The organism is Treponema parvum (genome assembly GCF_017893965.1).
Lineage (GTDB): Bacteria > Spirochaetota > Spirochaetia > Treponematales > Treponemataceae > Treponema_D > Treponema_D parvum.
The window spans coordinates 569,220-591,075 of sequence record NZ_CP054142.1 but is presented as its reverse complement, the minus strand read 5'-3'; the positions used below and the strand labels follow the sequence as shown (position 1 = coordinate 591,075).

Here is a 21,856-nt window from a genome sequence, read left to right as displayed (position 1 = left end):
GAGCTTATGCTTGAAAATATTGAAACCCTAAACGCGCAGGCGATCAGACTTGCATCGCAGGGCGACTACAAGGACGCTATCGTCTGTCTCAAACGGGCAATAATAATGGAAACCACGAATCATCTCTTGTGGTTCAATTTGGGAGTAACGTACCGCGATTCCGGCGACATAAAGCAGGCGCAAGCCGCAGTAGAAAAAGCGCTTGAACTTGATCCTGAAAACACGGAATTCCTCGACACTATGGCCATACTTTGCAACACCGCAAAAGACACCGAATCGGCCATGACGTATTGCGCCAAAGCTCTGGAAATAGAACCCGAAGATCCTCATCTTTGGAATACGGCGGGCGTGATTTTTTTTAACCGGCAGGAATACACTGACGCATCGGAAGCTTTTGAACGTGCAGTCACTCTAAATCCCTATTATTACGACGCGCTCTATAATCTTCGCGACACATACGACGAGTTGGGAAACAGGGCGGGAAAAGCCGACTGCATTGAAAGAATGCGATCTCTAACAAAGGGAGGCGGCGCGGATGCATGACACGGCTTTAGTGACGGCGGTTTCAGGAAAAAAGATCACGGTTATTCCTTTAATAAAAGACGCATGTCTAAGCTGCAAAGAAGGATGCGCCAAACGCGGGCACCCTTTCGAAGCGGCAAACACGAAGGGGCTGCCTCTAAAGGAAGGCTCTATAGTTAAGATAAATTCCGCAAAAAAGCACGAAATTGCTCAAGCCGTTTTTTCGCTGCTTTTCCCGATTTCGTGCGCCGCAGGAGGATATTTTCTTGCACGGCCTACCGCAGCCGCGCTGGGCAAGACAGCCGCGGCGGAAGGCCTTCAAGCGGGTTTTGTTTTGCTGGGGTTTTCCGCCGCGGCTGCAACGGTGTTCTGGCTGAGCAGAAAAAAGATAAAACCCGCTCAGCCTGAAATAACGGAAATCTTAAGTTAAATGCTCACGCGCAAGGGCGCTTATCTCATCGGCCATTTTCGCAAGCGGAACCTGCTTTTGCACTCCGCCCAATTCCCACGCAACCTTGGGCATTCCGTATACGATGCTGGATTCTTGGTCTTGACCTAAGGTCCATGCGCCTTCTTTACGCATTTCAGCAAGCTGGGCGGCTCCGTCTTTGCCCATGCCGGTCATTATCACTCCGAGGGCGTGGTTTTTATATTCTTTGGCGACGGATTCAAAAAGATAATCTACAGAAGGTCTGTGTCCGTTTCTGTGAGGATCCTTGGAAAGACGGATTTCCGTTCCCTTAAGCCCGCGAGCTATGCACATCTGATAATCTCCGGGCGCTATATACACGTGTCCGCCTTGAACGAGGTCTCCTTCTTCGGCTTCCTTTACTTCAAGCGGGCATATGTTGTTAAGGCTTATGGCAAATTCTTTTGTAAAACCTGCAGGCATATGCTGAACCACGAGTATAGGCTGTTTTAAATGCGGGTCGATCATTTTAAATACGTCGCGGAGCGCATTCGGGCCGCCGGTAGAAATTCCTATGACAATGATATCTATGCGATCTCCATTGCGGACGGGCGTAATTGTAGCCGCGGTTTTGACTTCCGCAGGCGCCTTCCATGAAAAAGAAAACGGCTTAGCCGGTTCAGCAGGCTTTTGCGGCGCAGCGGCGGCGCCTTTTTTTTCTATGACAAGCTGTTCGGCCCTTTTTAACTTCATCTGCTGATGAAAAAAATCTACGGGATAAACTTTTTTTCCTTGTCTAGCAGCATACGGATTTCCGTAAGAAGCGAGCATTTCAACAAGGTTCTCTGCAATCCCTGAAAGATCGGCCGATATGGATCCGTTCGGTTTGGTAATAAAATCGCTTGCCCCCAACTCAAGACACTGCATGGTAACTGCGGCGCCCTTAGTCGCGACACTTGAAAGTATTATTACGGGAATATCCCAGCGGCGCGCTTTGCGTTCCTTCAAAAATTGCACGCCGTCCATCACGGGCATTTCAATATCAAGCACCATAATGTCAGGCTTCATTTCGGGAATCCGCTCAAGAGCGATCTCGCCGTTCATAGCTTTGGCGCACACTTTCATCCCTTCGGTATTATCGATAATACGCGAGATCAAATTTCTCATTAACGCTGAATCGTCACAAACAAGAACGGATATATCATCCATAATTTTAAGCCCTCTTTACAACTAAAATCTTGCTCCTTCTGTAACATAATTGCAAAGAAAAAACAAGACGACGTTAAAATTCAAGACCGCTATGCGACCCGTCCGGTGATAAGCCCGCCGGCAGGCTACATACAAATTCTCGAGTGTTTATTTTATATTTTTTTGATACAAACAAGCCCAGTCCGTTTTCAGAAATTCAAATTTTGTATCCATGCCGAACAAAGATTCCGAATGTCCTATAAAAAGATAGGAATGCGGAAGCAGGGAATTCCAAAATCGGTTTATTACGGCCAATTGCGCGGCTTCGTCAAAATATATCAAAACATTACGGCAAAAAATGACGTCGAGATTTCTCATTCCCGAATCGTTTTGCAAATTGTGATAATCGAATTTGATTTTGTCCATCAATTCTCTTTTTACCTGATAGCCCGAATCGCTTTTGGTAAAAAAACGCTCCAAGTATTTTTCAGGAACTCCCGTTATGCGGGCGTTGGAATAAAATCCCTGCTGCCCTACCATAAGCGATTTAAGGGAAATATCCGAAGCTGTAACGGCAAAGTCAAAACCGGCAGGTAAGATATCCTTCAGTATCATCGCAATGGTGTACGGTTCTTCTCCCGTAGAGCAGCCGGCGCTCCAAACTCTGATAACCTTATCGCTCGTTTTCTTTTTTTCTTCAAGAAGGTGAGGAACGACATAATGTGTAAAGGCGTCAAAGTGCGGCTGGTTACGGAAAAAACGAGTAAGGTTCGTAGTCACCGAATCCAGCATGACCTTCATAGCTTCTTTGTCCGACGTTATCAGATTATAATACGCCCCTACGCTGTCAATCTTGTGTTCGTGAAGCTGTTCCTTTATCCTGCTGTCCAAAACGGAGCGGTTCGTTTCCGAAAAAGTTATACCGCTTTGCTCGTAAATTACCTTGCGGAATTTTTCAAATTCCGCATCTGTCAATAAGTCAGCCATATCTTTTATTATAATACACATAATACAGAAAAAGTAAATCATTTTTCGGCGCTGCGTTGCAAATCTTGACTAAATACCTCTTAAATGGGAAAATTATTTTCCATGAGTAAGTATGTTCTGGTAACAAGCGGCGTGTGTTCCAGCTTGGGCAAAGGAGTAGCTTCCGCTTCGCTGGGCAGCCTTTTTGAATGCTGCGGTTATAAAGTCGCAATGATGAAATGCGATCCGTACATTAACGTGGACGCAGGAAATATAAGCCCGTATCAGCACGGAGAAGTTTTCGTAACGGAAGACGGCGCCGAAACGGATTTGGATTTGGGAAATTTCTCGCGTTTTACCGATGTAAATCTTACTTCCGCAAACTGCATAACGATCGGAAAAGTCTATAATTCCGTCATAAAAAACGAAAGAGCGGGACGTTACAACGGCCGCACGGTTCAGGTAATTCCTCACATAACGGATGAAATCAAGCGCCGCATTTTGAACCTCGGCTCGCAAAGCGGCGCCGACATAGTCCTTGTAGAAGTGGGAGGAACGGTAGGCGACATAGAAACCATACCTTTTTTGGAAGCCGTACGCCAGCTCATACGAGAACTGGGACGACAAAATACTGTCTGCATTCATTTGGCGCTGGTTCCGATCATCATAGGCGGGGAATTAAAAAGCAAACCTATACAGCATTCGGTAAAACAGCTTCAGGAAGCGGGAATACAGCCCGACATCCTTTTATGCCGCTGCGAGCAAATGCTTGACGAGGCTTTGAGAAAAAAGGTGGGACTTTTTTGCAACGTTTCTCCCGGAGCGGTATTTACGTCCACCGACGTGGAAAAATCCATATACGAATTGCCCGTCCTTTTTCATGAACAGAAAATCGACGCGAAAATCCTTGAAAAACTCGGGCTTAAACAAAAAAAATGCGATATTTCCATATGGACTGACTTTCTTGATAAGTTAAAAAGTCCGTTGCAGACCGTTACGGTCGGGATGGTCGGGAAAAAAGACTATCTTGACAACTGTTATAAATCCGTAAGGGAATCCTTGTTCCACGCGGCGGTAACTTCGCATCAGATAGATTTGAAAATAGAAAAGATAGACGCCGAAACTCTTGAAAACATCGACAGCGTAGACAAATATCTTAACTGCTTGGACGGAATCGTAGTTCCCGGAAATTACGGACAGAGGGGCTTTTTAGGGCTCTTAGCCGCCGTAAAATATGCGCGAGAACACAAGGTTCCGTATCTGGGCATCGACCTTGGAATGCAGCTTATGGCCGTAGAAACCGCCCGCTCGCTTTTAAAATGGGAAGACGCCGACAGCACGGAATTCATGCAGAACTGCAAACACGCAATTATAAGTCTGCCTGAAGAACAGGCGGGAATTACGTCTACAGGCGTTATGAAGCTGGGAGCAGCTTTAGTCAACCTGAATAAAAACACGAAGATCTTCGACATATACAAAAAAAGACAGATCAGCGAACGCCACAGAAGCAAATACACCTTCGACAAACGCTATGAAGACGATATGGCGCAAAACGGTCTTATAACTTCCGCTACGGCGGTTTCCGACTCGCAGACGGAGGCTTTTGAATGGAAGGATCATCCTTGGGGAATAGGAGTTCAGTATCATCCGGAATTCGTGTCGCGCCCTTCAAATCCTCATCCGCTGTTTATCGCCTTTATTGGAGCGGTAATAAGAAACAAACAAAAATGAAGGAACTGTCGGCGGCATTTGCTGTAATATTTATGATTTCCTTGAGCGCCTGCTCTCTCAATTATGCAAACGGTATGCCGTCTGCAGACGATTTTGTTCCCGAAATCGTTTTTACCGATGCAAAATTTTATAGAATCGAAAATTCAAAAAAAAGCCTTGACGTTTACGCGGACAAAATAGAACAGTATAAAAAAGGAGCCGTTTCCTATGCGGAAAATATAAAATTCGCGTCATACGACGGCGATGAAAAAATAAACAGCGAAGGAAGCTGCTCGCTCCTGTCCGCCGATTCCCAAAAAAAAGAATACATTTTGCTGGGAGACATAATAATAAAAAATCACCCTCAAAAAACTACAATCTCCGCTCAAAGCGTGCGCTGGAATGCCGATTCACAGCAGCTGACCGGCGGGAAAGATGAGGTTGTAACCCTTGTGCGGGACGACATAACTCTTAAGGGCAGAGGTTTTTCCGCAAGCGCCGTGAGCAACGGTTTTTCCTTCAGCGGTGAAACGGAAGGCACTATCGTTACGGGAAGCGCAACCGGAACTGCAGAGACTTCGGACGGCTTTGCAGCGGTAAACGCAGATAAAGTCGCTCCATGAATTTCATGAATTTTAACAAGATGAAGAATTTCATAACTGAAAATTTCACAAAAGCGATAAAGTTTCTTTTTTTAGCTATTATCCTGTCTCCGGCTTTTTCCGATGTCATAACATTTAGAGCCGACGGCATGACCGGAAGCACGGGCGGCAAAAACGACAGAACAAATTTGGAAGGCCACGCTTTTGTAAAAACCGATTCGATGGAAATCGCCGCCGATAAGATCGGCATAAGCGGCGATAATTTCAGATATATTCAGGCGGAAGGCAATATTTTTGTAAAAAATACCAAAACGGAGATGGATTTTACATGCGGAAGGCTCTCGTATGACAGAGAGACAAAGATCGCCGTCCTTGACACTGACGTAAATCTTACGGATACCAAAAACGGAGTTTCGGCCAAGGCCCAGATGGTAGAGTACAATCAAAACACCGAAACGGCAGTCCTCCAAATAAACATAGAACTGAGGCAAAAGGACAACGTATGCACCGGCGCCTATGCGATTTACCATAAAAACGAACAACTGCTTGAAATAAGCGGAAGCCCCAAGATAGTACAAGGCGACGATATATTCCGCGCACAGGAAATAAGTTTAAAGCTTGACACGCAAGAGATAACAATGAGCGGCCGCGTGCAAGGTTCGATAACAAGCGCTTCAAAAAACGACAAATCCGAAAATGAACCTGATGCGGACACAAACACGGCGGCGCAAGAAGACGCTGCAACTACAAAGGGCGTCGCCGCTGCAATGACGACAGGCACCGATGACCCAAACGCAGCGCACGATGATGATCCAAAATCCGCCGTTCAGAATGAAAAATCGAATCGGAACGTCGGCGGCGGTTCCTTGAAAAAAAACGCCGCATCAAACGGCCGCGCGCCTCTTTCCGGCTCGGAGCAAGGCGCATATAACGGCAAAAACGAGGCAAAGGAATCTCTGCATGACAGCTCGCCTGCCCCGGCGAAGGGAGGATCGCGTGCAAAAAAATGAAACTGCGTCTCAGACAGAACCTGTTACAAACAACAAAATTGCGCCTCGCACAACGGCTCACGAGCTATGTATTTCAAGTTTGTATAAAAATTTCGGGCGCAAAAAAGTCGTGCAGGGAATAGATTTTTCCATGAAAACCGGTGAAATCTTAGGACTTTTAGGTCCTAACGGATCGGGAAAAACGACTACATTCTACATGATAATAGGATTTTACCGTCCTACGGAAGGCGAAGTTATCTTAGACGGCAAGGTCATCACGGATCTGCCCATGTACAAGAGGGCGCAGGCAGGAATTGCATATTTGCCGCAAGAGCCGTCAATCTTCAGAAAGATGACTGTAGAAGAAAACATATGGGCTATCATAGAAACGAGAAAGGATCTCACGAAAAAAGAAAAAATTTTCCGGCTGGATAAACTTATAGAAGAGTTTTCGATAGAAAAAATCAGAAAACAGCCGGCATTTACGCTTTCAGGCGGAGAGAGACGCCGCACGGAAATAGCGCGCTCCTTAGCCATAGAGCCTAAATTTCTTATGCTCGACGAACCGTTCGCAGGTATAGATCCCATAGCCGTAGCCGACATAAAAAAAATGATCCTTCTTCTTTCCGAGCGCGGCATCGGGATCCTCATAACCGATCACAATGTGCGCGATACGCTTGAAATCACTCACAGATCAATCATCATAAACACGGGCCAGATCGTAGTTCAGGGAACAAAGCAAGAAATCCTCGATTCGCCTTTGGCGCGTGAAATATACTTGGGCAAAGACTTTTCAATGTAAACCCGGTCCGTCCGCATTTTTCATCAATACCTTAAATTGTCAACTGGTTTGACAACAATCCTTTTCATACTGTATGATATAGTAATATTAAATGAATAATTTTAATCATTAAGGAAGTTTTTTTCCTAAGGAGATTGATAATGAACATAGTTTTATTCATCATTCTCCCTGCTATTGGAATTGTTCTTGGATGGACTATTCGCTGGCTGTATGCCAGATTTCAACTATCTGCGTCTGAACAAAAGGCAGAACGTGTAAAACAGGATGCAATTAGAGAAGCTGAAGCTCAGAAAAAAGAAATTTTGCTAGAAGCAAAAGATGAACTCATTCGGGAACGTAATCAACAAGAAAGGGAGAATAGAGAACGCCGCGCAGAAATACAGCGTTACGAGTCGCGCATAAATAAGAAAGAAGAACTTCTTGACCAGCGCGCTTCAGAATATGAAAAGCGCGATAAAGAATTTGCAAACCGCGTTACGGACATGGAAAAACGCGAAGCCGTAATGGTCAAGCAGGAAGAACAATACAGGCAGGAACTTGAGCGTATTTCAGGTCTTACGGTAGAAGAAGCAAAGAGCCTTATCATAAAAAACCTTGAAAACGATGCGAAACACGACGCGCAAGCGCTCATAAACAAGATCGAACAGGAATCAAATCTAAGCGCGGAAAAAAAGGCGCGCGATATACTTGTGGCTACAATTCAGCGCATTGCAACCGAAATTACAAGCGACATTACCGTTACAACAGTTTCATTGCCGAGCGATGAAATGAAGGGTCGCATTATCGGGCGCGAAGGCCGCAATATCCGCACGCTCGAAACCATAACAGGCGTAGACATAATCATTGACGATACGCCTGAAGCCGTCGTCATATCGTGTTTTGATCCCGTGCGCAAAGAAATAGCAAAAGTTTCTTTGGAAAGACTTATTTCAGACGGGCGCATACATCCCACACGGATCGAAGAAATAGTACAAAAGGTTACGAGGGAAATACAGCAGAAAATTTACGAAGAAGGCGAAAAAGCTCTGTTTGAGCTTGGCATACACAATATGAATACCGACGGAGTTATAGCTTTAGGCAGGCTCTACTTTAGGACGAGTTACGGACAAAACGTTCTTAACCACTCAAAAGAAGTCGCACTCATAGCAGCCATGCTCGCCGCCGAAATCGGAGCGAACCGCGACGTTGCAAAACGCGCCGCCCTTCTGCACGACATAGGAAAAGGCGTAGAGAACGAAACCGAACAAAACCACGCGGAAGCCGGCGCCGAAATAGCGCGAAAGATGGGAGAAGACCCGGTGATAATAAACGCTATTGCAGCGCATCACAACGATGTTGAGCCTTCTTCCCTTGAAGCGGTAATAGTGCAAATTGCAGATGCGATTTCCGCCGCACGCCCGGGAGCCCGCCGAGAGACCGTAGACAACTACGTAAAAAGACTTGAAAATCTGGAGGCCGTCGCTGAAAATTTCCCCGGTGTGGAAAAGGCCTACGCTATCCAAGCGGGACGAGAGTTGCGCATTCTTGTAAACAATGAAAAAGTTTCCGATCAGGATGTAAAAGACCTTGCAAGAAATATAGCAAAACAAATCGAATCGGACTTAAAATACCCGGGCAGGATAAAGCTTACGATGATCCGCGAAACGCGGATCGTAGAATACGCCCGATAAACTTGACACTCTGCGATATATAATTAGGCGCTTTTACGCTCTTACAAAGATACGGGAAATTTCGCATCAGCGAAATTTCCCGTTTTTATATGCGGAATGCGATCAGCGGAAAAACAGTTTTAAATAAATGGAGAGCGTATTGTCCGAAAAAGAATTTCCTCGAGGAACGTGCCTCCAGTAAGCTCCTATGACGGGGCAAACGCCGTCTTTTCCGTACTTAATGTCATAATCAACTGCAAACTTAAATCCGTTACCCCAACTTGTGGATGAAATTACGGAATCCTGATTGTACATCTTTATAAAAGAAGTTCGTCTGCCCAGCGTATAAGCGACGCTGAACGCGAGTCCCTTTAAACCTGGATACATCTTTATGCCGCCGTTAAAAGCGTAATCGAAAAAATAGCAATGCCGGCTTCCTTTCCAAAACAGGTCGCTCATAATTTCGGAGTCGACGGTAAAAACAAGGATATCCGTAAGAGGAATAAAAAATCCGGCTTCTCCTCCGATGATGAATCTGTTAAAATCTTCGCTGTTCATAGCGGAAACCAGATCCTTCGTTTCGCTGTCGCCGTAAAAAACATATCCCGATCCTATGCCCATTTCAAATCCCGCCGAATAAACTTTTTCCGTAAACGATATAAAAAATAAAACAAAGATCACGGTGAAAACCGATATATTTTTCTTCATAAATTCCTCAAAATCCCGGTAGAAATTTTCCGACCGCAAAATTCGCGCGATCCTCTTTTATTTATCGGACAAAAAAAGCTTAATTTTAACAGGAAGATCCTGTGTGCGATAGCGGACGCACGACAAGACGCGCTCTCTATAAAAATGCGCAAAAAAAAACCGATCGTCAGCCGATCTTCCTCCTATTCCCCTGTTTAAATGTTTTAAGTATACTTACCCTTATGTTAAAAAACTATCTTTGGATTTTTTTTATTTCAATGCTGCCTCTAATAGAATTGAGGGGCGCAGTCCCCGTTTCACAGGCGTTGGGACTGCCGCTTTTAACGTCATATATAGTCTGTATCGTAGGGAATATGTTGCCCGTGCCCTTCATATATTTATTTGCGCGCCGTTTTTTGGAATGGGGGGCAAATAAAAAATTCATAGGAAAAATTTGCGCTTTCTTTTTGATAAAAGGGGAAAAAGGGGGCCGAAAACTTAAAGAAAAAGCCGGACGGGGTTTGTTCGTAGCTCTTACGCTGTTCGTAGGTATTCCTATTCCCGGAACAGGCGCATGGACAGGAACTCTCGCCGCAAGCCTTCTGGACATGAATTTTAAAGATACTGTGGCGGCCGTTACAGCAGGAGTTCTTATCGCGGGAGTGATTATGGGATTGGCCAGCGCAGGCGTATTCGGGGCAGCAGGAGCGCTATTTAACCGATCATTGCGTTTTTAATCGGTTTTGAAAAAAGCAAAAATTTGACGCGGAGCAAAAGTTTTCTTATCTTCTATGATATAGAAACTTATGCTTGCAATTTTATGGGAGTGTTTAAATTGAACGTCTAAAATAGCGCCGTTCAATTTAACTTCGAGTTTTCTTTTGAAAACTCGTTTTATAACTGTGCGCAAAAGCGCACCAAAACGGCACTCTCGGAAATCGAAATTTCCTCGCATGCCGTTTTTATGGGAGTGAATCATGGCGGAAAATTCTGAAAACTGTACGCACAGCTGCGACTCTTGCAGCGCCAACTGCGCATCCCGCGACTTTCATGTCGAAGTGCACAAGGGAAGTACGGTAAAAAAGGTTATTGCAATATTAAGCGGCAAGGGCGGCGTAGGCAAATCTTTGGTGACGAGTCTCTTAGCCGTAAAGATGAATAAATTGGGCTATAAGACGGCTATCTTGGATGCCGACATCACAGGTCCGTCTATTCCTGAAGCCTTCGGACTAGGCGATGACAGAGCAACCGGCGACGGTAAAGCGCTGAATCCTGTTGTAACCGAAAAAGGCATACAGATAATGTCCATGAATTTTCTGCTGGAAAATGAAAACGATCCTGTAATATGGCGCGGGCCCGTAATTGCCGGCGCCGTAAAACAATTTTGGACCGACGTAGACTGGAAAGATGTGGATTTTATGTTCGTCGATATGCCGCCGGGAACGGGCGATGTTCCGCTTACGGTTTTTCAATCGCTTCCGGTAGACGGAATAATTGTAGTGTCTTCGCCGCAGCAGCTTGTCAGGGTAATCGTTGAAAAAGCGGTAAAGATGGCTACGAATATGAAAATTCCTATCATAGGGATCATTGAAAACATGAGCTATGTAAAATGCCCCGATTGCGGTAAGGAGATAAAAATCTACGGAGAAAGCAATATCGATGCGATAGCGACGGCCTATAATCTTCCCGTCCTTGCACGCATCCCGATAGAACAAAGGGTAACCGCAGCCGTTGATACGGGCGACATAGAAAACCTTGACGTAGATTATATCGACGCAGCGGCGGCCTTGATCGAAAAGATATAAGCCGCACAATGCCCGGCAGTCACGGTATAGGCTGCAATGTTTTGTATTCGGCGGCGACTGCCTTATAGCCGAGGGCGGAAAAAGGCATGTTGCCGTATTCCATCCGTTTTACGGAGTATTCGGGGAAAAAATCCTCGGCTATAGCCTTATATATATGAAATTGATTTTCGGAACCGCAGATATACATGTCGATCGGCTCGCCGATTTTTTTCAAAGCCCGGGTTTTATCTTCCGTCTCATATTGAGCTTTAGGGTTTTTGTCAGATTTCCAGCCGAAAGCCGCGCTTACGGCCTGCAAAACGCCCCCGTTCAGAACTCCTTCCAAATAGCTATGCCTTTGTTCCGCAGTCGAATCCGTAAAAAGCAGTAGGGAGCGGTCTATATAGATCGCACGGTTAAAACCGTACTTTTGAAGATTCCTATAGCCGAGCCGAACCATTTCGGTATCGATCTTTTCATAGCCGCCTTCAAGAGAGGACGCCAATATCGTCTGGCTTTTTAAAGCTTTAAAAAGTTCTCCCGTAATTGTAGAAACTATGTTCACTATACTTCCGTCTTTTACCGCGGCAACCTGCGTGTGCGAACCGGGCATAACAAAGATAAAATTTCCTTTTGAAGCCGGGAAAGAACTCATTATTCCGCATATCTCGGTTTCTTCCCCGCGCATATTATTTATTTCATCCACATTTTCAGCGGTTATTTTACCTTCGGCGGGAAAACTTTTTATTCCGGGAATAAAATGAATTTCTTTTTTAAAGAACTTTTTTTCATAGAACAAAAACACGTTCAAAGCAAGTTTATGCAAATCTACAGGAATTGTGATGTGAGGAACTTCTACGATTCCGTTAGGCGAAGTTATCATTCCGCTCATCCATATTTCACCCACAGCCTCTCTGCCGATTTTAAGCTCGGCACAGCCTTTTTCCAAGAGGAGGCAGAGCTCGCGGGCAAGCAAATCTTTATCGCCGGAAAGCGCCGAATCTTTGGATCCCACCGATTTTTCAGACTTATAAACGAGTTCTTCTTTACAGTTAAATACGTACATTCTGGTATTTGTAGTTCCGGAATCAAAATAAACGTTATACATAAAGGCGGCGCCTCCTCGTCGGATATGAGTTTATCAAAAGTCTGAGGAATATGCTATAATCATGAATATTGAGTTTTGAAATTAAGAGACAATCAAAGATGTACTTCCGGCGAGAACCCGTCCGCTTAGCTTCGGTCGAGCTTTTAGGGTAGAATTCCGTAAACATAACGCTCGAAGCGTCACGCAGCCGGAACCTCGCCCTGAGTATCTCGTTTTCAAAACGCACCATTTCATTGGTAACCAACTCGGAAAACTTTTATTGACAGACGCGGATTTTACCGTCAATAATACTACAGAGGCAGGATTAAATGGACGTTCTTTCTTTTATAAAACAAAAAAAAATCGTTTCGATCGCGCGGAGAATTTCACCGGACAGAATCGTTGAGGCGGCAAAGGCCGTAAATTCAGGCGGAATCTTTTGCCTTGAGATCACATTCGATCAGTCGTCCGGCAGCTGCATTGCGGACACGGCCAAGTCTATCAGCGAAGTAAAAAAAACCTTGGGCAGTAAAATGTGCATAGGAGCCGGTACGGTAGTCTCCGTAGAGCAAGTAAGGACTGCGTTCGAAGCCGGAGCGGATTTTATACTTGCTCCGGACACAAATCCCGCCGTCATTTCAGAAGCGAAAAAGCTCGGTCTCGTTTGCGTTCCCGGCGCAATGACGCCCACGGAAATTCAAAATGCGTGGAATCTCGGCGCCGACATAGTAAAGGTTTTCCCCGCAGGATATCTGGGACTTGACTATATCAAAGCGGTTAGAGCTCCGATAAGCAACGTTCCGCTCATGGCGGTAGGCGGCGTAAATGAAAAAAATATAAAAGATTTTCTCGGTGCAGGCTACTGCAGCTGCGGTATAGGCTCGAATATAATGAAAGAAAGCCTTATCAACGAGGGAAAATTTGAAGAGCTTTCACTCCTCGCTAAAAAATTCGTATTTTAACGTATCTGTCTTCGGGAACTTTTTCAAAATATTCTAAAAGCCGCATCTGCGCTTCATCCATATCCTTGGAATTTAAAAGCTGCGTGCGGCAATAATGCGCAAAGGAAAAATTTTGGCAGTAATAGGTAAAAAATCTCTGCATCCTTGTGCGCCAAAATTCTTTCGGCTGATAAATTTTTAAGTCTTGAAGATAATCGAAAGCAAGCGCGTATAAGTCCGCCGTGGACAATGTATTTTCATACGACGTTGAAGTCCTGTCCCGACCTTCCGACGACAGGGCACGTTTTATTTCCATAAAAATCCACGGTTTTTGGACGGCCGCCCGCCCTATCATAATTCCGTCGGCAAGGGGCGCTTTTTCAAGGGCGGCCGCGGCACTTTCGGCGCCGCACACATCGCCGTTAAGTATTACCGAAACGCCTCTTTTATGCATAATTTCGGAAAGTCTTTGCACATAAGAAAAATGCGGCGCCTTCGAATACTTTTGCCTGCGGGTTCTGGGATGCAACGTGATCATTTCAACCCCTTCGTCCGAAAGCATTTCACAAAAACAAAAAAAACCGTCGTCAGAAAAACCTTCATCGCCCAACCGGATCTTCGCGCTTAGGCGCAGCCTTTTTTTGCCGCAGGCAGCCGAGCGTTCAAGAGCCTTTCTCACTCTCATGACCATGGAGCGTGTTTCTTCGGAGGGCTTTTGCATCCACGCTATTCCGGCGCCGCTTGCGACGATCTCAGGAGCAGAGCAGCCCATGTTCAGATCCAAGCCTATGCCGCCCCGCTCGGCAATCTCAAAGGCGGCTCTTTCCAAAAGATCCGCCTTGCCGCCCGTAAGCTGCCAGACCGTTTTTTCAGGCGCAGCTTCGCTTATCAGATAGTATTTTTCAAAGGGGCCGTGCGTTAAAAGAGAACCGGCGTTTATCATTTCGGTAAAATACTCGTCGCATCCGCCGAATTTTTCTATCATTCGGCGAAGGGCTTCGTGACTTAACGTAGCCATCGGAGCGCAAATTAAACGGAGCTCTTTCACAAAAATTTACAAAATACTTATCGTCTGATCGGAGGTAAAACTTTTTCCAGGCTCAAGAAAAACAAGTCCCGGCTTAATTTCCCACGCATGGCTTGTGACGGCGGGATCCGGCACGCCGTACCAGGGTTCAATACAAACAAAGCGCGGCTCTCCGGCGTTCTGCCATATCATCACATACGGATAATCTTTCGTATTTATGCGAACAAGTTTTCCGGTCGCCTTATTGCGCAGTCCTACCCAGTCGGAACTGAAAGCGGTAAAAAAATGTCCGTTGCCGAATCCTTTTTCGGTCATAGGAATAATGCCGGCGTCTTTTTCACCGTAAGGTTTTGTGTAAGGGGCGATCCCGTTTTCATCCGATGCAAGGTATCCGTCGTCGGTACACACAACGCTCGTAAGAGCTTCTTTTTTTTCAAATTCGATCACGTAATCGCTGTTTTTAGTTCCTTCCTTGTCAGTGTTTCGCGGACAGCATAGTGCCGAATGACTTCCGAGCGAAAAACTTATCTTTTCCTTATCCGTATTTGTGACCGTCGAGGTAAAAATCATATCGTTTTCCGTAAGTTTATAATTTACTTTAAGCGAAAATTTCCACGGATATTTATCCGCGGTATAATCGTTTTCGGTCAATTCAAATTCGGCGGAATCGGAAGTGTTTTTTATAAGCGTAAAATCCATATCGCGCGCAAACCCGTTTATGGCAAGTTTGTATTCTTTTCCTCCATAAGTCATAAATCCGTCGCGGATCCGCCCCACGTGCGGGAACAGTATGGGCGCATGATATTTCCAAACGGACGGATCTCCATTCCAAATGAACTCTGTTCCGTCGGCAATTTCCTGCAAGGAATTTATCTCAGCCCCGTGTGTGTCGATTATCGCTCTGAAACGAGCGTTTTCCAATGTAATATTCATAATAAAAATATATCACATCGGCGCACTTTTAACTATAACAAAAATTCTGTATAGTAAGTCTATGTTCGAAATAGAACTGAAAGCTCATATCCTTGAACGAAAAAAAGTAATCGCCAGATTGATTTCTTTCGCCGAATTCGCGGGAAAACTTGAGCGGCACGACTTTTATTGGCGCCTATCGCCTCGGGTTTTACTTTGACCGACAAAAAAAATAGTATATAATTGGAAATATTCTACGTCGTACGGGACGGCTGCGCTTGAACTGTGCACTGTTCCCCCTCCGGGCAAAGTCAAGATCGTTGCAGATTTCTGCAAAAGTTTTTATAGGAGATAAACATGTTTGATTCGGCTTTATACAAAAAAAGAGCGAAAGTACAGCTGAAGGGGCGCCGCCGGGTTCCGATGATAATGACGGCAATATTTTTATTCATAATCACGCTGCTTTTAGCGCCGTCAATGCATTTGATGAAGTCGATAAGAATTGAAACGTTTTTTCAGACAAGGCCGAATTTCAATTTTAACGTGGCCTTGAATGCGGATCCGGAACCCAACTTGGCGATATTGTATATTTTAGTATATATTCTGGTTACCGCTCAGCTGTACGTATACTTAAAGGCTGCAAAAGAAACCGCTCCTTTACATTTTAATAATTTTTTGGACGGGCTTACGCTTTGGTTCAGAGCTTTGAGAGCGGGAATTTGGTTTACCTTGTGGGTTTCCGTATGGTCGTTTTTATTTGTGATTCCGGGAATAATAAAGGCCTTTTCATATTCGCAAATTTTCTTTTTGATTGCGGAATATCCCAAACTTCCCGTACGCAAGGCGATGAAAATCAGTAAGATCCTTACAAAAGGATACAAGGGAGACTTGTTCGTCATGGGCTTAAGTTTTATAGGCTGGTATATATTGTCGCTGCTCTCATTCGGCATAGGATTTTTGTGGCTTTGCCCTTATGCGGAACTCTCGTTTACAAATGCGTATCTTGACCTAAAAGAGATGGCATTTAAAACAGGCAGGCTTTTGCCTGAGGACTTGAAGTAAAACATGATACGCCGGCAATCGGCTGCGGAAAATGAAAATTTTATCATTAAGGAACTTCTAAAAACTTCAGTTTTTAGAGGTAACTCGGCATCTTTAAAAAATAGACAAAGACAAATTTTTAAAAGATGCCATTTATATTAAGAGGACGGACGGAATGTCATATAAATCAAATACCGACAAAGAAAACAAAGATTCTGAAGGTTTTACAAAAAAAAGAAGGCGCCTTTCCAAAGGATATATTGTTCTTATAGGTCTGATAATTGTCGCGGCTGCAGCGGGAATTTATCCCTTGTTCTTTGCACATACAAACTCGTTAAAAACCTCCGATACCGTAAATTCCACGGATCGCAAATCCTTTGACGTATCTCCTTCCGATAAGCTCAATAAAATAACGGACATAAAAAACCTTTTTGAAAAAAGATTCAACATCAATGAACTTAAAAAAAGCGACTATATAGCCGTCGTTTACATAGAAGGCGTAATAGAAGACAAAAATAAAACTTACAATCAAAGCGAATTGCTTGACGTCATAAGCGATTTGGAATACGACGAAAGGAACAAGGCTATCCTGCTTTTTATAAATTCTCCGGGAGGAGGAGTTTATAAGTCCGACGAAGTATATACCGCGCTTGAAAGATATAAAACCTCAGGAAAAAAAGTTCACGCATACATGGGGGAACTGGCGGCCTCAGGAGGCTACTATATAGCCTGTGCCGCAAGCCACATAAGCGCAAACAGAAACACACTCACAGGCTCCATAGGCGTGATTGCAGGTCAATCTTTGGACGCTACGGGACTCCTTCAAAAATTGGGCATAAAAGCAAAAACAATCACGGCCGGCAAAAATAAAAACATGATGAATTTTGACGAACCGCTTTCTCAGGAACAGCTGTCCATAATGCAGTCCGTAGCCGACGACGCTTACGTTCAGTTTACAAACATAGTCGCAAACAGCAGAAACATGTCTCAAAAAAGGATACAAACTCTTGCGGACGGAAGGATCTATACTGCGCGTCAGGCGCTTGAAAACGGTCTTATCGACAGCATATGCTCCGTTGAAGAAGCACAAAAAAAACTTGAAGAAGATCTTAAAATGCCTATGATCGACAAGAGGACTTTCAGGTTTGAAAGGCGGCCTTCGGTTTATGATTATTTTACGGACATAGAAACGGCCGTTAAGATATTTGCCGTTTTTGCAAATACGGGTTCTATTGACGCGGCGTTAAAGCAAGCGAGCGGAATGTCCTATCCTGCTTACTATTATTCCCGGTAAACTCTTTCCACTATTTTTGAAAGACTGTCAAGGACGAGCGGTTTTCTAAAAAAATGTGCTACTCCCAATTTTTCAAGCCGCTCTTCTATTCCGGTTTCTTCCAAGGCCGTTATAACCAAAACTTGAGGATTGCCGAATTTTCCGCCTTCATAAATCTGTTTACAGAGTTCGAAGCCGTCCATTCCCGGCAAATCAAGGTCAAGAATCAGACACTGGGGGTGCTTGCTCGCAAGCAAGAGCCCCGCTTCAAAACCGTCATAGGCTTGAAGAATATTTATGGCAGGAAATTTTTTCCGCATATAATCGGCAATAACGTCATTTAAAGGCCTATCGTCGTCTATTATTAAAAGCGTGTTAAGTTCGTATGCTGATCTGTCCTTGCAAAGTTTAAGCAGAGCTTCGGGGATAAGCATGTTTCGGCTGCTCATAAAGGAAGCCAAATCGTCGGGATACACGCGGAACTGTCCGCCGGGAGTGGTAAAAGCTTTTAAATATCCGCTTCTAATCCAATTAATAGCAGTCTGATTTACAACGCCGCAGATATTTGCAACTTCAAGTGCAGAAAAGACAACGGATTTGGTACCTCTTTTTGACATTATTCAAGCCTCATAATAAAACAATACGTATCAAGTCATTTTAGCATAATACGCTTTTCTAGGGCAAGGCGCCGGAAACGGATAAAGGGAAAAAGGCCGAAACTTCAGCTTGTGGACAATTTTCTTGGATATATGTGCCCGGCAGTCGTTAGACTGCAGCACCTTAATGTTGTTGACGTTTGCACTGCCGCCGGTCTGCTGTTGTCTTGCCGGTCGCAGCCAGCCGCATACGGACGTCAAATAAACTCTGTGTCGGCCGCAGGCAGAACATCCCGGATTAGATTGTATGAAAACCCCGCGCGCAACAAGGCGGCAAAGGTTTTGTTTTGATCTTTTTTAAGCCTGCGGCATTTTTCCAACGCCTTAATGCAGGCGTCTCTTTCATCGTTTTGAGCAAAAAAATCGTCCAGAGCTGCGGCGGAAGTTTCTTTATCAATGCCGCGTGCGGCAAGTTCACATGCAAGTTTTGACCGGCCTTCGCTGTGAGTTATTTTTCTGTTATTCAGCCATGCGCGCGCAAAACGCATGTCCGACAGATACGAAGCGCTCTCCAAATGATCAAGAGCTTTATCTATCGCAGTTTTTTCAAATTTTTTTGCCTTAAGCTTACGATAAAGTCCCGCCCTGCTTTGCTCCGCGCGGGACAGGTATTCCAGCGCTTTTTTTTCGGCGGCAAAGGCAAGCCCCGCATTTATAATGTCGTCTTCTTTTTCTTCGATAAAAACCGAACCGGAAACTATTTGTTCGGGAGGCACGAGTGACAGATAAGAGCTGCGGATAAAAAAAGAAGGTCCCGACTCGGTTATAATTTTAATACAACCGGCAGAGACCTCTTCAACGCGGGAAATAACCAAAGTTTAACGTTTGCTGAACTGGAATCTTCTGCGTGCGCCCTTCTGGCCGTATTTTTTACGTTCAACCATGCGGGAGTCGCGAGTAAGGTACCCGTTAGCCTTAAGAGCCGTGTGCGTATCCTGGTCGATCTGTGTCAGGGCGCGGGCAATACCGTGCAAACAGGCAGCGGCCTGTCCGTTTAATCCGCCGCCGAGAACATTGATCACGATATCGAATTTGCTGTCATTTGAAGTAACCAAGAGCGGCTGATGAACGATACGAATCTGTTCTTCGGTCGCAAAATAATCTTTTATATCTTTTCCGTTTACAACAATCTTTCCGCTGCCTTCACGCATAAAAACACGGGCGACCGCAGTTTTTCTTCTACCTGTACCAATAGCAATATCTTTTACCATCTCAAGCTCCTGTTAAATTTCAATCGGCTGCGGATTTTGCGCAGAATGCGGGTGTTCGGCGCCGGCATAAATTTTTACATTGCCGGCCATAGTGCGGCCGAGTCGTCCGCTCGGAAGCATTCCGTTTATCGCACGGCGCATCGGTTCTTCAGGATGCTTTTTGATCAATTCTTCATAGCTGCGTTTTTTTAAGCTGCCTACAAAACCGGTCGTATAATTGTAATAAATCTTATCAGTCTGCTTAGCGCCTGTCATGGCCGCCTTCCCGACATTGATAATGACAACATAATCACCCATATTTTGATTTGCGGTAAACGAAGGTTTGTTTTTGCCGCGCAATATTGAAGCCGCTTTTGCAGCAACGCGCCCTATCGGTTTATCCGTCGCATCGATCAAATACCATTTACGGTCTTGTTCGTGTTCTTTTACGAAAATAGTTTTCATGCATATACCTTACTAAAATAAAGTTGTTCGCTTTGGGATCTTGCATCCGATCCTTAGGCGCACCGATGATCGAGCAAAACATCGGCATTACGGGGTATATAAATATAAATGAATTTAAATGAAAGTGTCAAGTGAATTACAAACCGCTGTCGCAGCGAATCGCTGCGCGGCAGGCGCGACAACGAACAATCGAATCGGCACGCTGCCGGCACAACAATAGCGGAATCACGGCGCGACAATAGTCAGCGAAACCGAATTTAAAATCGCAGATTCCTGCACCGACAAAATATATATCAACGGAATGTAAAAAATAAAAGCTCGCTTACTTCAAAGCGCGCTGTTTTATAAAATGCGCTGTTTCACTGAACGACGAAATTTATTTTTTTTCTTCCGCGGACTGGGCGGCGGCCTCTTCTTTTTGAGCTTCTTTTTTGTCTTTAATGTCGGCCGCCCCGATAAACAAGGCGATAAGGCCTATAAAGGCGGCGAGAACCGGTGCGCATCCTTTTAAAAACGCAATTATTTCCGCACTCCAATCGAGACACGAGGGAAGCGCCGCAACAACGGTAAAAGCGATCAAAACCAGACCTATAATTATTGAAACCATAACATCCGTCCTTAAACAATTTAAAATTTTCGACTGCCGTCGTAGATGCGGCTGCAAGACCGAACAATATCAATCTTACACAATTTTTAAGGCAAGTCAATGATGTTCTGCCGCATAGTTTTACCCGCAATCGGGTTTGTAACAATCGGGTTTATTTGCACAAGGATATAAGTTTAGCTATACTATAAAAATGAACAGATACTACATCGCGCAGGCCGTTAAAATAACTTCGCCCGTATTTTTCGGATACATTGCCATAGGGATCCCTTTCGGACTTATGGTGACGACGACCGGTTACCCGTGGTGGCTCGCTCCGCTCATGAGTCTTTTGATGTATGCGGGGGCGGGACAATATGTTGCGATAGGCTTGTTTGCATCAGGCGTTCCTCTTACGGCGATCGCGGTTACCGAATTGCTGCTTAACATAAGGCACATAGTGTACGGCCTTTCCCTCATAAGCGGATTTAAAAATACCGGAAAATGGAAACCGTTTTTAATCTTTGCACTTACCGACGAAACCTATGCGCTTCTTACCGGCGTTAAATTACCGAAACACACGGATCCGGGGGCTTTTTACGGAACTATAGCGATGCTCAATTACTCGTACTGGGTTTCGGGCAGCACAATAGGAGCCGCAGCCGGCGCCGTTTTGCCTTTTTCATTTGAAGGCGTAGATTTTGCGCTTACGGCGCTGTTCGCCGTCATGCTTGTAAACCGTATAAAGTCTGACCGCGACTTTTTGCCTGTTATAATCGGCGCTTCAGTAACGGTATTTGCCGTAATATTATCCAAAGCGGGAATTCTGGACGGAAAACACATATTGATCTGTGCCCTGTCGGCAGGAATAGCAAGCCTTATTATTTTCCGTGGAAATAAAAGCACAAAAGAAATTTCAAACCGAACGGAACCGTAAAAATACGGCAAAAGGAAGATTTAAATGAAATTAAACATGCAAAGCGTTATGATTGCGGTTGCGATAAGCGCGGCGATCATTTTCGGCACCAGAGCTTTTCCTTTTATACTTTTTTCCAAAAAAGAGCCGCCTGCAATCATAAAATTCATTGAAAAGTATATTCCGCCCATGATCATCGCAATACTCGTAGTCTACGGGGTTAAAGACATAAACGTAACGGCATTCCCTTACGGAATTCCTTATTTTATAGCCCTTGCTTCTGCGGTCATGCTTCACTTATGGAAAAACAATCCGATGCTGAGTATTTTCGGCAGCACGATTTTATTTATGATCCTGCAAAAACTATGGTAAACTGTAAATTTTTTCCAAAATAATTAAAAAAAATATTGACAAAGCCGAACAATAGCAGCATTGTAGATCTTACGCTAATATTTTA

25 protein-coding genes are annotated in these 21,856 nt (G+C 44.7%); 14 read left to right on the top strand and 11 right to left on the bottom strand.

All coding sequences use genetic code 11. The features are described 5' to 3' along the window. Window positions 1-6: 6 nt before the first annotated feature. The gene (locus HRQ91_RS02760) at window positions 7-543 is read left to right on the top strand and encodes a tetratricopeptide repeat protein (protein WP_210120153.1); all 537 of its coding nucleotides are present in this window, start codon (window positions 7-9) and stop codon (window positions 541-543) included. Then, window positions 536-952 carry a SoxR reducing system RseC family protein gene (locus HRQ91_RS02755; RefSeq protein ID WP_210120152.1) on the top strand — a complete coding sequence of 139 codons (417 nt, stop codon included), beginning with the start codon at window positions 536-538 and terminating at the stop codon, window positions 950-952. Before HRQ91_RS02760 ends, HRQ91_RS02755 begins: the two co-directional genes overlap by 8 nt. Here the strand turns inward: HRQ91_RS02755 and HRQ91_RS02750 are convergent. Beyond that, window positions 944-2,140 (bottom strand): protein-glutamate methylesterase/protein-glutamine glutaminase, encoded by a 1,197-nt coding sequence (locus tag HRQ91_RS02750; RefSeq protein ID WP_210117044.1) that lies wholly within the window; start codon window positions 2,138-2,140, stop codon window positions 944-946. The genes HRQ91_RS02755 and HRQ91_RS02750 overlap by 9 nt on opposite strands. Window positions 2,141-2,287: 147 nt before the next feature. After that, the gene (locus HRQ91_RS02745; protein ID WP_210120151.1) at window positions 2,288-3,106 is read right to left on the bottom strand and encodes a CheR family methyltransferase; all 819 of its coding nucleotides are present in this window, start codon (window positions 3,104-3,106) and stop codon (window positions 2,288-2,290) included. 102 nt (window positions 3,107-3,208) lie between these two features. Here HRQ91_RS02745 and HRQ91_RS02740 point away from each other — a divergent pair, with 102 nt between their 5' ends. The 5 genes from HRQ91_RS02740 (at window position 3,209) to rny (ending at window position 8,858) form a co-directional block, all read left to right on the top strand. Beyond that, entirely contained in the window at window positions 3,209-4,816 is a 1,608-nt protein-coding gene (locus HRQ91_RS02740; protein ID WP_210117046.1) for a CTP synthase, read from the top strand. After that, a complete protein-coding gene (lptC, locus tag HRQ91_RS02735) occupies window positions 4,813-5,418 on the top strand; it encodes an LPS export ABC transporter periplasmic protein LptC (RefSeq protein ID WP_210120150.1) in 606 nt (201 codons plus the stop codon). The genes HRQ91_RS02740 and lptC overlap by 4 nt, the downstream gene beginning before the upstream one ends. After that, a complete protein-coding gene (locus HRQ91_RS02730; RefSeq protein WP_246473263.1) occupies window positions 5,415-6,407 on the top strand; it encodes an LptA/OstA family protein in 993 nt (330 codons plus the stop codon). The genes lptC and HRQ91_RS02730 overlap by 4 nt, the downstream gene beginning before the upstream one ends. Window positions 6,408-6,444: 37 nt before the next feature. Next, a complete protein-coding gene (gene lptB / locus HRQ91_RS02725; protein WP_420832845.1) occupies window positions 6,445-7,188 on the top strand; it encodes an LPS export ABC transporter ATP-binding protein in 744 nt (247 codons plus the stop codon). 140 nt (window positions 7,189-7,328) lie between these two features. After that, complete coding sequence (gene rny, locus HRQ91_RS02720) at window positions 7,329-8,858, top strand: ribonuclease Y (protein ID WP_210117049.1); 1,530 nt, start codon at window positions 7,329-7,331, stop codon at window positions 8,856-8,858. A 102-nt stretch (window positions 8,859-8,960) separates the two neighbouring features. Here the strand turns inward: rny and HRQ91_RS02715 are convergent, their stop codons facing one another. Then, a complete protein-coding gene (locus HRQ91_RS02715; RefSeq protein WP_210120148.1) occupies window positions 8,961-9,545 on the bottom strand; it encodes a hypothetical protein in 585 nt (194 codons plus the stop codon). Between the two features lie 221 nt (window positions 9,546-9,766). On the opposite strand from HRQ91_RS02715, the gene HRQ91_RS02710 reads away from it, so the two are divergent. Continuing rightward, window positions 9,767-10,261 carry a COG2426 family protein gene (locus HRQ91_RS02710; RefSeq protein WP_210120147.1) on the top strand — a complete coding sequence of 165 codons (495 nt, stop codon included), beginning with the start codon at window positions 9,767-9,769 and terminating at the stop codon, window positions 10,259-10,261. 240 nt (window positions 10,262-10,501) lie between these two features. After that, window positions 10,502-11,329 carry an Mrp/NBP35 family ATP-binding protein gene (locus tag HRQ91_RS02705; RefSeq protein ID WP_210120146.1) on the top strand — a complete coding sequence of 276 codons (828 nt, stop codon included), beginning with the start codon at window positions 10,502-10,504 and terminating at the stop codon, window positions 11,327-11,329. 19 nt (window positions 11,330-11,348) lie between these two features. On the opposite strand, the gene HRQ91_RS02700 is transcribed toward HRQ91_RS02705, so the two are convergent. After that, a complete protein-coding gene (locus tag HRQ91_RS02700) occupies window positions 11,349-12,416 on the bottom strand; it encodes a 2-dehydro-3-deoxygalactonokinase (RefSeq protein ID WP_210120145.1) in 1,068 nt (355 codons plus the stop codon). 308 nt (window positions 12,417-12,724) lie between these two features. Here HRQ91_RS02700 and HRQ91_RS02695 point away from each other — a divergent pair, with 308 nt between their 5' ends. Next, a complete protein-coding gene (locus HRQ91_RS02695) occupies window positions 12,725-13,357 on the top strand; it encodes a bifunctional 4-hydroxy-2-oxoglutarate aldolase/2-dehydro-3-deoxy-phosphogluconate aldolase (RefSeq protein WP_210120144.1) in 633 nt (210 codons plus the stop codon). Here HRQ91_RS02695 and HRQ91_RS02690 read toward each other — a convergent pair. Both HRQ91_RS02690 and HRQ91_RS02685 read right to left on the bottom strand, forming a co-directional pair. Continuing rightward, window positions 13,338-14,354: a tRNA-dihydrouridine synthase family protein gene (locus tag HRQ91_RS02690; protein WP_210120143.1), complete on the bottom strand. Its 1,017-nt coding sequence runs from the start codon at window positions 14,352-14,354 to the stop codon at window positions 13,338-13,340. The genes HRQ91_RS02695 and HRQ91_RS02690 overlap by 20 nt on opposite strands. Before the next feature lie 36 nt (window positions 14,355-14,390). Continuing rightward, window positions 14,391-15,296 (bottom strand): aldose 1-epimerase family protein, encoded by a 906-nt coding sequence (locus tag HRQ91_RS02685; protein ID WP_210120142.1) that lies wholly within the window; start codon window positions 15,294-15,296, stop codon window positions 14,391-14,393. Between the two features lie 336 nt (window positions 15,297-15,632). On the opposite strand from HRQ91_RS02685, the gene HRQ91_RS02680 reads away from it, so the two are divergent. Both HRQ91_RS02680 and sppA read left to right on the top strand, forming a co-directional pair. Continuing rightward, on the top strand, window positions 15,633-16,337 hold the full coding sequence (locus HRQ91_RS02680; protein ID WP_210120141.1) for a DUF975 family protein: 705 nt from the start codon (window positions 15,633-15,635) through the stop codon (window positions 16,335-16,337). A 154-nt stretch (window positions 16,338-16,491) separates the two neighbouring features. Further along, complete coding sequence (sppA, locus tag HRQ91_RS02675; protein ID WP_210120140.1) at window positions 16,492-17,610, top strand: signal peptide peptidase SppA; 1,119 nt, start codon at window positions 16,492-16,494, stop codon at window positions 17,608-17,610. Here sppA and HRQ91_RS02670 read toward each other — a convergent pair. From HRQ91_RS02670 to HRQ91_RS02650, 5 genes are all read right to left on the bottom strand, one after another. Further along, entirely contained in the window at window positions 17,598-18,206 is a 609-nt protein-coding gene (locus HRQ91_RS02670) for a response regulator (RefSeq protein ID WP_210120139.1), read from the bottom strand. The genes sppA and HRQ91_RS02670 overlap by 13 nt on opposite strands. 236 nt (window positions 18,207-18,442) lie before the next feature. Continuing rightward, window positions 18,443-18,961: a regulatory protein RecX gene (locus HRQ91_RS02665; protein ID WP_210120138.1), complete on the bottom strand. Its 519-nt coding sequence runs from the start codon at window positions 18,959-18,961 to the stop codon at window positions 18,443-18,445. A gap of 102 nt (window positions 18,962-19,063) precedes the next feature. Further along, window positions 19,064-19,456, bottom strand: coding sequence for a 30S ribosomal protein S9 (gene rpsI / locus HRQ91_RS02660; RefSeq protein WP_210117062.1), 393 nt, complete (start codon window positions 19,454-19,456; stop codon window positions 19,064-19,066). 12 nt (window positions 19,457-19,468) lie between these two features. Continuing rightward, complete coding sequence (gene rplM, locus HRQ91_RS02655; protein WP_210117063.1) at window positions 19,469-19,900, bottom strand: 50S ribosomal protein L13; 432 nt, start codon at window positions 19,898-19,900, stop codon at window positions 19,469-19,471. Window positions 19,901-20,276: 376 nt separating this feature from the next. Continuing rightward, on the bottom strand, window positions 20,277-20,507 hold the full coding sequence (locus HRQ91_RS02650; protein WP_210117064.1) for a hypothetical protein: 231 nt from the start codon (window positions 20,505-20,507) through the stop codon (window positions 20,277-20,279). A gap of 190 nt (window positions 20,508-20,697) precedes the next feature. Between HRQ91_RS02650 and HRQ91_RS02645 the strand changes: the two genes are divergently transcribed. Next, window positions 20,698-21,420, top strand: coding sequence for an AzlC family ABC transporter permease (locus HRQ91_RS02645; RefSeq protein ID WP_210120137.1), 723 nt, complete (start codon window positions 20,698-20,700; stop codon window positions 21,418-21,420). 24 nt (window positions 21,421-21,444) lie between these two features. After that, window positions 21,445-21,771: a branched-chain amino acid transporter permease gene (locus HRQ91_RS02640; RefSeq protein ID WP_210120136.1), complete on the top strand. Its 327-nt coding sequence runs from the start codon at window positions 21,445-21,447 to the stop codon at window positions 21,769-21,771. The last annotated feature ends 85 nt before the right edge of the window (window positions 21,772-21,856 follow it).

Coding starts and splice junctions, on each gene's coding strand:
- HRQ91_RS02760 (WP_210120153.1), top strand. CDS start 7: ATGCTTGAAAATATTGAAACCCTAAACGCGCAGGCGATCAGACTTGCA.
- HRQ91_RS02755 (WP_210120152.1), top strand. CDS start 536: ATGCATGACACGGCTTTAGTGACGGCGGTTTCAGGAAAAAAGATCACG.
- HRQ91_RS02750 (WP_210117044.1), bottom strand. CDS start 2,140: ATGGATGATATATCCGTTCTTGTTTGTGACGATTCAGCGTTAATGAGA.
- HRQ91_RS02745 (WP_210120151.1), bottom strand. CDS start 3,106: ATGGCTGACTTATTGACAGATGCGGAATTTGAAAAATTCCGCAAGGTA.
- HRQ91_RS02740 (WP_210117046.1), top strand. CDS start 3,209: ATGAGTAAGTATGTTCTGGTAACAAGCGGCGTGTGTTCCAGCTTGGGC.
- lptC (WP_210120150.1), top strand. CDS start 4,813: ATGAAGGAACTGTCGGCGGCATTTGCTGTAATATTTATGATTTCCTTG.
- HRQ91_RS02730 (WP_246473263.1), top strand. CDS start 5,415: ATGAATTTCATGAATTTTAACAAGATGAAGAATTTCATAACTGAAAAT.
- rny (WP_210117049.1), top strand. CDS start 7,329: ATGAACATAGTTTTATTCATCATTCTCCCTGCTATTGGAATTGTTCTT.
- HRQ91_RS02715 (WP_210120148.1), bottom strand. CDS start 9,545: ATGAAGAAAAATATATCGGTTTTCACCGTGATCTTTGTTTTATTTTTT.
- HRQ91_RS02710 (WP_210120147.1), top strand. CDS start 9,767: ATGTTAAAAAACTATCTTTGGATTTTTTTTATTTCAATGCTGCCTCTA.
- HRQ91_RS02705 (WP_210120146.1), top strand. CDS start 10,502: ATGGCGGAAAATTCTGAAAACTGTACGCACAGCTGCGACTCTTGCAGC.
- HRQ91_RS02700 (WP_210120145.1), bottom strand. CDS start 12,416: ATGTATAACGTTTATTTTGATTCCGGAACTACAAATACCAGAATGTAC.
- HRQ91_RS02695 (WP_210120144.1), top strand. CDS start 12,725: ATGGACGTTCTTTCTTTTATAAAACAAAAAAAAATCGTTTCGATCGCG.
- HRQ91_RS02690 (WP_210120143.1), bottom strand. CDS start 14,354: ATGGCTACGTTAAGTCACGAAGCCCTTCGCCGAATGATAGAAAAATTC.
- HRQ91_RS02685 (WP_210120142.1), bottom strand. CDS start 15,296: ATGAATATTACATTGGAAAACGCTCGTTTCAGAGCGATAATCGACACA.
- HRQ91_RS02680 (WP_210120141.1), top strand. CDS start 15,633: ATGTTTGATTCGGCTTTATACAAAAAAAGAGCGAAAGTACAGCTGAAG.
- sppA (WP_210120140.1), top strand. CDS start 16,492: ATGTCATATAAATCAAATACCGACAAAGAAAACAAAGATTCTGAAGGT.
- HRQ91_RS02670 (WP_210120139.1), bottom strand. CDS start 18,206: ATGTCAAAAAGAGGTACCAAATCCGTTGTCTTTTCTGCACTTGAAGTT.
- rpsI (WP_210117062.1), bottom strand. CDS start 19,456: ATGGTAAAAGATATTGCTATTGGTACAGGTAGAAGAAAAACTGCGGTC.
- rplM (WP_210117063.1), bottom strand. CDS start 19,900: ATGAAAACTATTTTCGTAAAAGAACACGAACAAGACCGTAAATGGTAT.
- HRQ91_RS02650 (WP_210117064.1), bottom strand. CDS start 20,507: ATGGTTTCAATAATTATAGGTCTGGTTTTGATCGCTTTTACCGTTGTT.
- HRQ91_RS02645 (WP_210120137.1), top strand. CDS start 20,698: ATGAACAGATACTACATCGCGCAGGCCGTTAAAATAACTTCGCCCGTA.
- HRQ91_RS02640 (WP_210120136.1), top strand. CDS start 21,445: ATGAAATTAAACATGCAAAGCGTTATGATTGCGGTTGCGATAAGCGCG.